Source organism: Oceanobacillus profundus, from assembly GCF_003515705.1.
GTDB classification, from domain to species: domain Bacteria; phylum Bacillota; class Bacilli; order Bacillales; family Amphibacillaceae; genus Oceanobacillus; species Oceanobacillus profundus.
In genome coordinates this window covers 263745-276138 of record NZ_QWEH01000002.1, presented here as the reverse complement: position 1 = coordinate 276138, position 12394 = coordinate 263745, and the positions used below count along the sequence as shown (strand labels likewise).

Below are 12394 nucleotides of genomic sequence, written 5' to 3'. Positions count from 1 at the left end.
TCCGCTCTATGAGTGACCGAACAATTGGCTTTTTGTAACGTTCGGTTACTCATCAAGAACTAAAAGCCCGCCTAATAAACTTTCCCCTTGCATTTCAATAAAAGGATATATATAATAGTTAAAAATTAATATATTTAGCGTTGATAAAGATATAGTACAATTTATCCTCTGAATTTGAGAGAGCTTGTGGTTGGTGGAAACAAGCATCAAGGTAAATTGGAATTGGACTTTAGAGCTGATAACAATTAAAGTGATCTTACAAAGTTAAGATAATTAGGGTGGCACCGCGGTTCATTCGTCCCTTTTCTATAGGGAGAATGGGCTTTTTTAATGCTTTTTTAATGCTTTAAAATGATAAGATGGAGTGATAAGACATGGAAAAAATTTTTTCTGGAATTCAGCCAAGTGGTACATTAACTCTTGGAAATTATCTTGGAGCAATCCAGCAGTTTGTTGAATTACAAAATGATTACGAGTGTTTCTTCTGCATTGTAGACGAACACGCAATTACCGTACCTCAGGAGCGATTAAAATTAAGACAAAATATTCGTTCGCTTGCAGCTTTATATCTTGCATCAGGTATTGATCCTGAAAAAGCAACCTTGTTCATTCAATCCGAGGTTCCTGCCCATACACAGCTAGGATGGATGTTGCAGTCTATCAGCTATGTTGGTGAACTAGAGCGTATGACTCAGTATAAAGATAAATCAGAAGGGAAAGATGCAGTTTCTTCTGCACTACTAACGTATCCGTCACTAATGGCAGCAGATATTCTCCTTTATAATACGAACGTTGTACCTGTTGGAGATGATCAAAAGCAGCATCTAGAATTAACACGAAATTTAGCACAACGTTTCAATAATCGCTTTAATGAGATTTTTACAATTCCAGAAATTCGTATTCCGAAGGTCGGAGCGCGGATTATGTCCTTACAGGATCCTACGAAGAAAATGAGTAAATCCGATACAAATGAAAAAGGCTACATTTCCATGCTTGACGAACCAAAGAAAATCGAGAAGAAGATTAAGAGCGCTGTAACGGATTCGGAAGGTATTGTGAAATTCGATAAAGAAAACAAGCCTGGCGTTTCTAACTTACTTACGATCTATTCAAGTTGCACAGGTGAGTCCATTGAAGCACTTGAAGCAAAATATGAAGGCAAAGGCTATGGGGATTTCAAACAAGGCGTTGCAGATGCCGTAATTAGTGTTTTGAAACCAATTCAGGATCGATATGCAGCATTAATTGATTCCAAAAAGCTTGATGAGATTTTAGATCAAGGTGCAGAGAAGGCATCATTTACAGCAAATAAAACGGTTGCCAAAGCAAAGAAAGCTATGGGACTTGGAAGAGTTAAAAAATAATCATTTAAAATGCGCTAGGCAGATTTTTCTGCTTAGCGCATTGCTTTTAGCTCGTTCGATGGCATATACTGAAATCTATTTTTGATTGGATGTATCATGTTCTGGCCCAATCTCAGCTTCCCACATTTTCTCTAAAAAAGGCTGTCCGCGAATCAATTTCATGCAAAGTTCTTCATGGGTTGGGCTCCAGCCCTCTTTCACACCATTATACAACGTTTCCCAAACCGTATCCTCATCCATATAGCGAATCGCAGGATATTGCTTGGGATCCCATTCAGTTAGCCAGTACCGCAATTCTTCGCGGTTATTTGTTGTCTTCAACTGATCCAAGCCAATCATGAGCAATTGTTTGAGTTGTCTTTCTTTTCTTGTCAGTCCAAAGATCAGCTCAGGCGACATGGAAAGCATATGGTATTCTTTTTGGTAATCACTTTCAACGAATTTAAAAGATTGTGCTTTCGTATTGGCAATCATATCAAATACTAGCTGTTCTTGTCGCGGTATTAATCTACTTTTACGAATAGGTATCGAATAGCCAATCGTATCAAAAGCAAGTATATCATTACCGTCTGTAACGATACATGCATACTCCACAACCGATCTTTTTTGTCCCTTGCGTGTATATGCTCTTTTGTAGATCGAATCAAGCAAAGCTTTCGGTAGATCATGCATATCATTTTCAATGTAGTTATATAGTGTTTCTGTTATGTATAACAACGGCACTTGGTCCAACAGCTCAATTGCGTCCTCCTTACGCCACTCATGGAAATGGCAGACACTGTAGCCATTCTCTTCTCCTTCAAACCAATTCACCCATACATCGTGCAAATATAACATAGAACAACCCTCACTTTTCATATTCCGATTTAGAATACATTATGACCATCACGGTGAAAAATATTCGAGAAGTTCCATTAAAATTAATTTGGATAACGATAAAGCACAAATGCCATGATAGCAAGTCCAATTAATAGAAAATAGCATTCAATCCTGCTACTAATAAAAATAAAGTAATCCGACCATGATAAACCAGCTGGAAGAAAATTCATATATGCAATAATGGTAACGCCACCAGTAACAGCTAGTCCAAATCCAATGAGAAAGATAAAAATATATCCCATGATATCCCACCTAAGCTTGTCCGTTTTTATTAGTACATTTTATGCTAGCTAACTCAAAACATGTCATTTCATCTAACGTTATTAACGAGCAAAAAAATTTAACTCCTGCCAAGTTAGGTATCTATTTGAACCCAGAATTTACTTACTGGCGCAGCATTTGTGAACATCAGCATTTATTCTTGAATCACAGCCAATTCTTTTGAACATCAGGATCCCCCCTTAAATCTGCACTCAGTTAGATGAACTTTTTAAAACATCAAAAAAGCCGGTTAGCAATGTTCCATGCTACCAGCTTCTTAGCTTTTCATAGTTAATTATTTATACTTTTTAAATACAAGCGCAACATTATGTCCACCAAATCCAAGTGAATTACTTACAACAACATCTACATTCTGTTGTCTCGCTTCATTCGGGACATAATCCAAATCACAATCTGGGTCTGGAGTTTCATAATTAATTGTCGCAGGGACGATACTATCTTGAATTGATTTAATCGAAATAACAGCCTCTACCCCACCTGCTGCACCAAGTAAATGTCCTGTCATAGATTTCGTCGAGGAAATAGCAAGCTTATTTGCATAATCACCAAAAACGGACTTAATTGCAGCTGTTTCGTATTTATCATTTAAATTCGTGCTTGTCCCGTGGGCATTAATGTAATCTACTTCTTCCGGAGCAATGCCAGCATCCTTAAGCGCAAGCTGCATCGCACGAGCTGCACCTTCACCATTTTCTGCTGGAGCTGTAATATGGTAAGCATCACCTGTTGCACCATATCCTACGATTTCTCCATAGATTTTTGCACCACGCTCAATTGCCGAAGCCAATGATTCTAAAATTAAAATCCCGGCACCTTCACCCATAACAAAACCATCTCGGTTTTTATCAAATGGGCGGCTAGCTGTACTTGGATCTTCATTTGTAGATAAAGCTTTCGCTGAAGAGAAACCAGCAAAGGCCATATCAGAGATGGGCGCCTCTGTACCGCCGGCAATAATATAGTCAACATCTCCACGCTGAACCGCTTTGAATGCATCACCAATTGAATTGGCACCTGACGCACAAGCTGTAACAGAACAAGAGTTGATACCTTTTGCACCTAATTGAATGGATACTTGACCAGCAGCCATATCCGGAATCATCATTGGGACAAAAAATGGACTAACCCTTTTCGGACCTTTTTCTAATAGTTTTGTATGCTGATCCTCCCAGGTTTTCATACCACCGATTCCTGAGCCAATCCATACGCCTACTCGATGTGCATTGCTATCATCTATCGTAAGCTTTGCATCTTCAACAGCCATTTTCGCTGCAGCAACTGCATACTGTGTGAATGGATCCATTTTACGTACATCTTTTTTATCCATATATTCCGTAGGCTCAAAGTCCTTTACTTCTGCGGCTACCTTAGCAGGATAATGGTCTTTATTAACCTTCGTTACAAAATCAACCCCTGATTTACCCGCTAAGATGTTTTCCCACATCGTTTCCACATTATTACCTAGAGGTGTTACTGCCCCTAATCCAGTAACTACTACTCTGTTTTCTTTCATTATCTTTTCCACCTTTCACTAAATTAACGGCTTATTTGCCCCAACGCATTGCAACCGCGCCCCAAGTTAGCCCGCCACCAAAGCCAACTAATACAATTAAATCATTATCTTTTATTTTACCTTCTTTTACTGATTCCGATAAAGCCATAGGTATCGATGCTGCGGAATTATTTCCGTACTTTCTAATTGTCGCTGCCATTTTATCAGATGAAATTCCTAAACGCTCACGAGCAGCATCCATAATTCGAATATTCGCCTGATGCGGCACCAAATAATCAACATCCTCTTTACTATAACCCAATTGTTTAATTACGTTAACTGTAGACTCTGGCATTTGTCTTACTGCAAATTTAAATACTTCACGACCGTTCATAACGAGTTGATCATTTTCGTTCTGATATAAATCTTTACCACCAGATCCATTAGCTCCTAATTCAAAAGATAGGATCCCTTTTCCTTCTGTTACTTCACCAACAACCGCTGCCCCAGCTCCATCTCCAAGCAATACACAGGTAGAGCGGTCTTCCCAATTAATGATTTTAGATAGCTTATCCGCACCAATGACAAGTACATTTTTATAAGCTTTTGTTTCGATAAATTGTTTAGCTGTAATTAATCCATACATAAAACCAGCACATGCAGCACCAATATCCATCGCAGCTGCATTCATCGCACCTAGACGTTCCTGCACCATACATGCCACAGATGGAAATGGCGTATCTGCAGTTACAGTTGCAACTAAAATTAAGTCAATATCAGCTGCATCGATTGCAGCTTCTTCAAGTGCACCAAGTGCTGCATGGTATGCCATATCCGATGTATCGATATCGTCCTCGGCTAACCTTCTTTCCTCAATCCCAGTTCGTGTTCGGATCCATTCATCATTTGTATCAACTATTTTTTCCAAATCTTTATTTGTAACTACTCTAGTTGGAAGATAATGACCTGTGCCCAATATACCTACGTTCATATTGACAGCTCCCTTATATATTCATGTTTAATTGGTTGTACTTTAATATCAATTATTATGACTTGGTACTAATTTTAATGTAAAATACACTATTTAGCAAGAAAAAATGGATATTTCGCCGTTTAATTAGTGTTCATTCGGAAGTAGTCCTGTCTCTTTATATTCTTTAATGAGGTCATGTAATTCTTCTTGAAAAGCTTCTGGAATTGCTTCATTGAATTCACCTAAAGTAATAAACTCGTCGTTAAAATCTAATGTAATCAACTCTCCTGCAAGCTTACCTTCATTAAATTGCTCGGCTGTTTTTTCATAGAGCTCGTCAACATGTTGGATTGTACTTGTTAGAACTGTGTTAGGAGCTATGGAAAGCTGGTCTGTAATATAACCAATCGCATAGTTTTGATCTTCAGCGGCTTTTCGGATAACCTCTTCACTATAAGAATCTCCAATCGGATACACAATATCCACACCATTTTGCTGCATTGTCTTATAAATGCCTGTAGCTATATCGGTATTCGTCCAGCTGTTTGTATAATTTACGCGGATATGAGCATTTGGATTTTGGTATTTTACCCCCTCATAGAACCCCTCCGCTTCTGGTTGCCAAGAAAAAGCAGCAATGACACCTATTTCATTTGTAGTCGTCATCTCACCTGCTACCATTCCAGCAAAAAAACCCATCGCATGTGAATTAAAATTTAAGCTCGTAACATTTTCACTGCTCTCACCACCGTTAACGTATACAAAATGGACATCCGGATATAGCTCTGCGATATCTATAAAATAGTCACCATACATGTTACTGTGACCAAAAATCAGGTTCACTCCATCTTGTACAAATTCATCAATGGCTTCGTTAATTTCCTCTTCGGTCGTTATATTTTCTTTATAATACACTTGGACATCGAAGCGCTCTTCGATTAGCGAAAGTCCTTTATAGCCCTTCTCACTCCATGCATTCTCATCGATGGCAGTATCAACCAGCAAACCAACATTTTGAATTTGACCTGTATTAAAGTATGAGCAGCCTGAAAGAATTGATGCACTTGCTACGAATAATAGAATGATTTTGATATTCCTCAAGGTCCGGCCTCCATTCTGCCACATTTTCAAAGCTTCTTCCATTGTACCTGCTACATTTTTTTCGGTAAATGAATCCAATGTTACATTTTGATATCAAATCTTGAAATTCCTTTTGGAACGATAATGCTCGATTACAGATTTCACCTTCTCTCGCTTAGGTATATTGTCACGGATGAAGACGTTTTTTTCAAGTTTCGAGTCTCCCTTTTTTCCATCATTTTTATTATTCACATATAGGATCGGTGGTAAATCGGAAACTTGTAGCCACTGAAGGAGCGCCTTGGTAAAATCGCCTATATAAAGTGCACTTTTCTCAAATGTTTCGGATTCAAAAGGTATGAATGTGTCTTCATTATATATCCCTTCTTCCTTCATTGGCATCCACTCTCCAAAAAGAATCGGAGTGTGAATGACAGTACATTTTGTATGTGTGTCGGATTGAAATGAGTTCTTAGCTGGATTAATTACAATTAATTGATCGAATTCATGACGCATATCACTTTCTATATCTCCTAAAAAGATGCCAACAGCATACTTTTTTTGAACGTCTTCTGTAACGATAGAAAACGAACTATTTCGTACAAAAAACATACTTAAATCTTCTTCGGTATTTGTAGTTAAAAAAGCATCCACTTTGTAATCATTTTCTAAGAGCATTTCAACAATATGATAGGTTCTCCAATCATTGCAATCCATTACCAAGATAGACATTCGTAAACACTTCCCTTATCAAGGATATTTTGCGTTACATTTAAGAGGATGTTCAAAAAGTCCGGTGAAAATGACACATCGAGAACAAAGACCTTCGACTAAAAACCGACACGTCCTATGTCGAACGTCAAAGTCACCACATCCTGTGGTAGCTCGTTGGCTTGCTTTCATCCTCCTATTTGAAGAGGCACTTTAAATATTTTATTTTCATGACAAGCCTTTTCATTTTTGTTTGTATTTGATAAACTATATGAGGATATAAAGATGAATATCGTTCGAATAATAAATTGATCTAAACTTTTTTACAATAGGTTGTTTCAAGTGCTTCTTTTTGTTATAACCTTTTATAGAATAAGAAGTGGGGTGGGAGTTATGCGTTACATAATGACGATTGTTTGGGCTGTTTTGATCAGTGCTGCTGTATCCTATGTGTTAACTAGTATGGGTGGAGAACCTTTCGTCCTATCAGAAGCATTAATTCTTTCAGCTGTTTTTGTAGTAGCTGCTTTCATTTTAGGTGATGGCGTACTAAAAGAGAAAAGTAATTAAATGCAGAAATAACCCTTGCCTTTAGCAATGACGGCAAGGGTTTTCATTTTTAATACCAAGGTAGGATACTTATGGCTGCGAGTGCTGCCAGTGGCAAAATTAACCGTTGAAATCTACGCGGTGGTCGCCCAAATCCATAACCAAACCCTGGATACCCGTATCCAGGAAAACCAAAGCCAAATCCTCTACTATCTTCATGTTCTTGGTAGCCTTGTTGATTTGGGTCTACTGGCATAGCAAAATATACGTATTCATCATCCAAACCAGTTATAATTGCATCAAAACTTGAGCCATCCGTTGTTTGTGCAAGCACATACGAATGCATATGGCTTTTACATAAATCATACATATGTTTAGTATCACTTTTCATTTTCGTAACCTCCTTCTCACCATCAGCCTATTCATAGGCGCAGTATCTGGTGACTTGTTTGCAGGTGAAAATGAATGGCTATAATAAGGAGAGAAAACAATGGAATTTGTATCAGAATTATGGACAATCATCCAGTATTTTATTTTAGGACTCGTACAAGGTGTTACAGAACCAATCCCAATTTCATCGAGTGGACATCTTATTATTTTCCGAGAACTATTTGGTATCGAAGCGAGTGGGTTATCCTTCGAGATATTTGTGAACTTCGCTTCACTTTTAGCGGTTTTCATCATTTATTGGAACGATATTATTCGTTTAATTAAAAACGGCATTATTTACTTAATAAAGCAGGATCCAGAGGCAAAAAGCGACTTTCAATTTATCATTTATCTTATTGTCGCAACAATCCCAGTTGGTATTATTGGCTTGTTGTTTGGCGATGCAATTGGGGAAGCATTAAGCGGAACAAATGTAGTTGGGGTTACACTCTTAATTACAGCAGCTGCTGTATGGATGATTCGTAATCTAAGGGGAAGAAAAAACGACCGCGACCTAACATTGAAGGATGCATTAATTGTCGGACTTACGCAAGCAGTTGCAGTGACACCAGGGATTAGTCGTTCGGGATCAACGATTGTTGCATCGATGCTCGTTGGAATGAGACAAGAAACCGCACTTCGCTTTTCATTCCTGCTGTATATCCCGGTCAGCTTAGGAACAACCATAATTGAAGTTCCTAAATTAGTGAGCAGTCCGGAATTTCAATCCATGCTCATTCCAAATATTATTGCCTTTATCACGGCATTTATTGCAACCTACTTTGCATTAAAATGGTTTATGAATATCATGGCTAAAGGAAATTTAAAATATTTCTCTTATTACTGTGTTGTCGTAGGGTTATTGGTTATATTTTTCTTATAGAAAAGCCCTGGTTTGTTAATGCGAGGAGACTCGCTTCGTAAATAAGGCTCAACGTAATCCACACAACTTTCAATTAGTATAGTTTCACGAAGCAATTAGAAAAGCAGCTCCATTACATTCGGGCTGCTTTTTCTTATTATTTAAGATCAATCCGGAATTCCCAGGGCAATTTTAGCATAACGTGACATTTTATCTTTACCCCATGGTGGATCCCATACAACATTTACTTTTATTTCTTTCGCTTCTGGAATATCTGCAAGTGCATGCTTAATATCTGTTTCAATATGCGCAGCCAGTGGACATCCCATTGACGTTAAGGTCATTGTAACGTTACAAACCCCATCTTCATCTAAATCAACATCATATATTAATCCTAAATTAACAATGTCAATGCCTAACTCAGGGTCGATTACATTTTCTAATGCGCCAAGTAAATTCTCTTTTAACGCTTCATCCATCTCTTCTACCTCCCATCCTTCATCTATTTCTATTTAAACATAAATTCAGGTTTTATTAAATGATTTTAACCTATTCCTCCTGCCACTATCATCATTATAAATGTTTATCAAACCATTTTACTGTTTCCAATATAGCTGATCGACTTACTTTATGATTTTGGTTTGGTTCTTTAATGAATTTAATGTTCTCTTTATTTCGATAGACCATTTGAACTTCATCATAAAATGTATAGGAATGATCAAACGGAACAACTGAATCACTTTCTCCATGCCAAAATAATAACGGACGGTCATTTAATTTCTTTGGTTGCTTTGATAAATCATAATTCTCTAATTGCTCATAGAGACTCTCAATCATTTCCTCTGTTACCGGCAGGTCCCCTACTTTTTTAAAGCTCTCAACCAATGTCTTTGCATAAGTCGTAATTTTCGGAGAGCCCATTAAAATTGCTGCCACTTTAATCCATGAATACTGTGACAATGCGGCAGATGTCGTAATTCCTCCCATACTTGTTCCGGCCACTCCAAAACGGTCTTCCAAAATCAACCCTTTCGATTCGAAAAATGATTTAATAGTGGCTAATTCTTTTATATTTTGCATAACGATGTTCCAAAAAGAAACCTGTTTTTTTAATTTTGGTATATCTGGCTCTCTTTCACCATGATACATGCTGTCAGGTAAAACTACTCTAAAGCCCTTTTCAGCTAACAAATATGCTAACGGTAGATTATGTTCTTTTGCACTTGTAAATCCGTGAAAGTAGGTAATAACTGGTAATGCTTCGTTTTTCTTTTCTGCGTCTACTACGACTAAGCATGGTATCGTTTGGATAGTTTCTGTATAGATTCCGATCATGTATGTTATTCCGCTCCTTCTCTTTATACTACGTTCTATTTTAAGGGTAAACTTGAGCTTGTTGCAAATAATGTAAAGGAAAAATTACTTTACATATTTCGCTTTCCTCTATACACTATCACATACGAGGTGAATTTTATGGAAAATAAAAAACATTTAATTGCGTTGGATCTTGATGGTACACTTCTAACGAATAAACAAGAGATTAGTGCTCGAACGAAGCAAACGATTCAAACTGCCATGGAGGAAGGGCATCTCGTTGTGATTTCTACTGGTAGACCACACCGTGCAAGCATTCATTATTATAATGAACTTGGCTTAAACTCTCCCATGGTTAATTTTAATGGTGCATTAATCCACCACCCACAAGATCGCACATGGGATTTCGCTATGCATACTCCAATGCCACTCAAAACTGCTCATACCATAATTGATGCCTGCTATGATTTAGAGGTTCATAACATATTGGCTGAAGTGATGGATGATGTTTATCTTGATAATTACAGCCAGGAGATCATTGACATTTTCCACCAAACTCAAAAAGATCGACCTTATATTATTGGAAACATCAAAGATAAATTAGAAGAGGATCCAACTTCTGTCCTAATTTACCCGAAAAAAGATCATATTGAGTCATTGCGTAACCATCTGGATGATTATCATGCCGAGATTATTGAGCACCGTAGATGGGGTGCACCTTGGAATATCATTGAAATCATTAAAAAAGGGATAAACAAAGCCGTTGGGTTACAAAAAATTGCTGATTATTACGGTATTCCAAAAGAACGTATCATTGCCTTTGGTGATGAGGATAATGATCTAGAGATGATTGATTACGCAGGTGTCGGCGTTGCAATGGGCAATGCAATTGATGAATTGAAGTCCGTTTCAAAATATCAGACCTTAACAAATGAACAAGATGGAATTGGTGTTTTTCTAGAAGAGTATTTAAAGATTAAAGTTAAAACAGTTTAATTGAACTTTTTGAACACTACTTCATACGCCAGTACTTACCAGCTATATAAAATGGACGATCGTCCATACTACTTAGTGAACGTATGATGCGTTCACTTTTGATTTGCTTTACTTTTAGCATCTGTTCCGAGTAATTCGTTATTATCCAAGGAGGTTTTCGTCTTGGGCAAACGAAGTAAATCGAAGCGTTTCATTCATCAGGGTGCCGCTTCTGTCAAAAAACATGCAGAGGTTTTCACCTATCGTTCCACTTTATCGGACGAAGAACAAATCATGAAGAAGTAGACAACCACAATCTAGGAGGGTTTTAGGTGCAAAACAACCTATTCCAGCAAGCTAAAGACGCAGTTTCAAACATGATGATGCAAGGCAATGCTAACTCCCAAGATAAGCAAGCTGCGCAAAACGCAGTGCAAGCAGCCTACACCGAGGCTACACCTGAGGAACGCAATCAATTACAACAACTTGAACAGCAGTTGAAACAGCACAATCAATTACAGTAATGAATTCTTAAGCAATCTCTAATTCATTAAGCAAAATAATGAAGCTGGTTTGCTAAATGAAAAATCTCCCTGTCGTTCAGGGAGATTTTTTATTTAAGCGCTCTATTCTGCACTATTCATTTAAACTGTTTGAATTCGACCATCACACATGGGTCTTTCTTTTTTTTTATACACATTTCTGCTACTATAGAAGTAAGTATGTTTAGGAGGGATTTTGTTATGGGAGTTCGCATAGAAGCTACACCTAACCCTAATGCGATGAAATTTACTACGGACAAGTTAATTTTTGAAGGCACAAATAGCGTTTCCGTTATGCCAGGCAATACAAGCGAATACGATATTTTAAATGATTTGATGGAACTTGAAGAAGTAGATAATGTATTTGGCTACCAAAACTTCATCACTGTTAATAAACAGTTTGATGTGGAGTGGGATACTTTAAATCCAAAAGTACTAGAGATTTTTGAAAAACACGGATATTAAGTACATAAAGCAAGAGGTTAACCATTTCTTCTGGTTAACCTCTTGCTTTAATAGTACACATTTCACGATACCGATTTTATTCCTTTTTTATATCAACTGGAATATAGTTCGGGTTTACAATTTCATCGTCCATATTTTTTCCATATAACATCATAATTGGTGGATTGTTACTTTCAATCACAGCCTCAGATAGCTTTTCTTTAATTTCAAATTCCACCCAATCACCTGATTTCTGTGCGATAGAAATTCGTTTTTCTTCAGAAATTTGCTCGTCTCCTTGTTCGATAACATAGAAAAATTCCCCTTCTGTCGCAGCAACTTCACCGGTTAACACAAATTCATTTGCATCTGATACAACATCAATATTTTGAAATACGATTGAATTATTATTTTCTGCTGCTTGATTTTCATTTCCACATGCCGCCAGCAAAAAAACTATAATTATAAGCATGAAATATCTCATTTGTCATTCTCCTA

General features: G+C 37.3%; 17 protein-coding genes and 1 other annotated feature. Of the genes, 7 read left to right on the top strand and 10 right to left on the bottom strand.

The genetic code is table 11. From position 1 onward, the window contains the following. Nucleotides 1-131 precede the first annotated feature (131 nt). Nucleotides 132-306: a binding site (T-box leader), on the top strand. Nucleotides 307-374: 68 nt separating this feature from the next. After that, the gene (trpS, locus tag D1B32_RS04515) at nt 375-1364 is read left to right on the top strand and encodes a tryptophan--tRNA ligase (protein WP_095309531.1); all 990 of its coding nucleotides are present in this window, start codon (nt 375-377) and stop codon (nt 1362-1364) included. A 75-nt stretch (nt 1365-1439) separates the two neighbouring features. On the opposite strand, the gene D1B32_RS04510 is transcribed toward trpS, so the two are convergent. From D1B32_RS04510 to D1B32_RS04485, 6 genes are all read right to left on the bottom strand, one after another. Beyond that, entirely contained in the window at nt 1440-2201 is a 762-nt protein-coding gene (locus tag D1B32_RS04510) for a YjbA family protein (RefSeq protein ID WP_095309534.1), read from the bottom strand. Between the two features lie 83 nt (nt 2202-2284). After that, complete coding sequence (locus D1B32_RS04505; RefSeq protein WP_095309537.1) at nt 2285-2485, bottom strand: YuzI family membrane protein; 201 nt, start codon at nt 2483-2485, stop codon at nt 2285-2287. Nucleotides 2486-2799: 314 nt separating this feature from the next. After that, the gene (fabF, locus tag D1B32_RS04500) at nt 2800-4038 is read right to left on the bottom strand and encodes a beta-ketoacyl-ACP synthase II (protein ID WP_118888744.1); all 1239 of its coding nucleotides are present in this window, start codon (nt 4036-4038) and stop codon (nt 2800-2802) included. A 31-nt stretch (nt 4039-4069) separates the two neighbouring features. Beyond that, on the bottom strand, nt 4070-5008 hold the full coding sequence (locus D1B32_RS04495) for a beta-ketoacyl-ACP synthase III (RefSeq protein ID WP_095309541.1): 939 nt from the start codon (nt 5006-5008) through the stop codon (nt 4070-4072). Between the two features lie 126 nt (nt 5009-5134). Next, the gene (locus tag D1B32_RS04490; protein WP_240033728.1) at nt 5135-6091 is read right to left on the bottom strand and encodes a BMP family ABC transporter substrate-binding protein; all 957 of its coding nucleotides are present in this window, start codon (nt 6089-6091) and stop codon (nt 5135-5137) included. Nucleotides 6092-6184: 93 nt separating this feature from the next. After that, nucleotides 6185-6802, bottom strand: a complete 618-nt coding sequence (locus D1B32_RS04485; RefSeq protein ID WP_118888743.1) for a hypothetical protein — start codon at nt 6800-6802, stop codon at nt 6185-6187. Nucleotides 6803-7174: 372 nt separating this feature from the next. On the opposite strand from D1B32_RS04485, the gene D1B32_RS04480 reads away from it, so the two are divergent. After that, on the top strand, nt 7175-7351 hold the full coding sequence (locus tag D1B32_RS04480) for a DUF2929 family protein (RefSeq protein WP_095309545.1): 177 nt from the start codon (nt 7175-7177) through the stop codon (nt 7349-7351). Between the two features lie 49 nt (nt 7352-7400). Here D1B32_RS04480 and D1B32_RS04475 read toward each other — a convergent pair whose 3' ends face one another. After that, the gene (locus D1B32_RS04475; RefSeq protein ID WP_095309547.1) at nt 7401-7721 is read right to left on the bottom strand and encodes a hypothetical protein; all 321 of its coding nucleotides are present in this window, start codon (nt 7719-7721) and stop codon (nt 7401-7403) included. Between the two features lie 99 nt (nt 7722-7820). Here D1B32_RS04475 and D1B32_RS04470 point away from each other — a divergent pair, with 99 nt between their 5' ends. Next, complete coding sequence (locus D1B32_RS04470; RefSeq protein ID WP_118888742.1) at nt 7821-8642, top strand: undecaprenyl-diphosphate phosphatase; 822 nt, start codon at nt 7821-7823, stop codon at nt 8640-8642. Between the two features lie 146 nt (nt 8643-8788). Here D1B32_RS04470 and D1B32_RS04465 read toward each other — a convergent pair whose 3' ends face one another. Together D1B32_RS04465 and D1B32_RS04460 are read right to left on the bottom strand one after the other, a co-directional pair. Further along, entirely contained in the window at nt 8789-9100 is a 312-nt protein-coding gene (locus tag D1B32_RS04465; RefSeq protein WP_095309551.1) for a metal-sulfur cluster assembly factor, read from the bottom strand. Nucleotides 9101-9194: 94 nt separating this feature from the next. Continuing rightward, nucleotides 9195-9956, bottom strand: coding sequence for a prolyl oligopeptidase family serine peptidase (locus D1B32_RS04460; protein ID WP_118888741.1), 762 nt, complete (start codon nt 9954-9956; stop codon nt 9195-9197). 138 nt (nt 9957-10094) lie between these two features. Between D1B32_RS04460 and D1B32_RS04455 the strand changes: the two genes are divergently transcribed. The 4 genes from D1B32_RS04455 (at nt 10095) to D1B32_RS04445 (ending at nt 11917) form a co-directional block, all read left to right on the top strand. Next, complete coding sequence (locus D1B32_RS04455) at nt 10095-10931, top strand: Cof-type HAD-IIB family hydrolase (protein ID WP_095309555.1); 837 nt, start codon at nt 10095-10097, stop codon at nt 10929-10931. 162 nt (nt 10932-11093) lie between these two features. Continuing rightward, nucleotides 11094-11216: a hypothetical protein gene (locus tag D1B32_RS24420; RefSeq protein WP_262366383.1), complete on the top strand. Its 123-nt coding sequence runs from the start codon at nt 11094-11096 to the stop codon at nt 11214-11216. A 26-nt stretch (nt 11217-11242) separates the two neighbouring features. Next, nucleotides 11243-11434 (top strand): DUF3813 family protein, encoded by a 192-nt coding sequence (locus tag D1B32_RS04450; protein ID WP_095309557.1) that lies wholly within the window; start codon nt 11243-11245, stop codon nt 11432-11434. Nucleotides 11435-11653: 219 nt separating this feature from the next. Further along, entirely contained in the window at nt 11654-11917 is a 264-nt protein-coding gene (locus tag D1B32_RS04445; RefSeq protein WP_095309559.1) for a NifU N-terminal domain-containing protein, read from the top strand. A gap of 76 nt (nt 11918-11993) precedes the next feature. On the opposite strand, the gene D1B32_RS04440 is transcribed toward D1B32_RS04445, so the two are convergent. Then, nucleotides 11994-12380: a hypothetical protein gene (locus D1B32_RS04440; protein ID WP_095309561.1), complete on the bottom strand. Its 387-nt coding sequence runs from the start codon at nt 12378-12380 to the stop codon at nt 11994-11996. Nucleotides 12381-12394 lie beyond the last annotated feature (14 nt).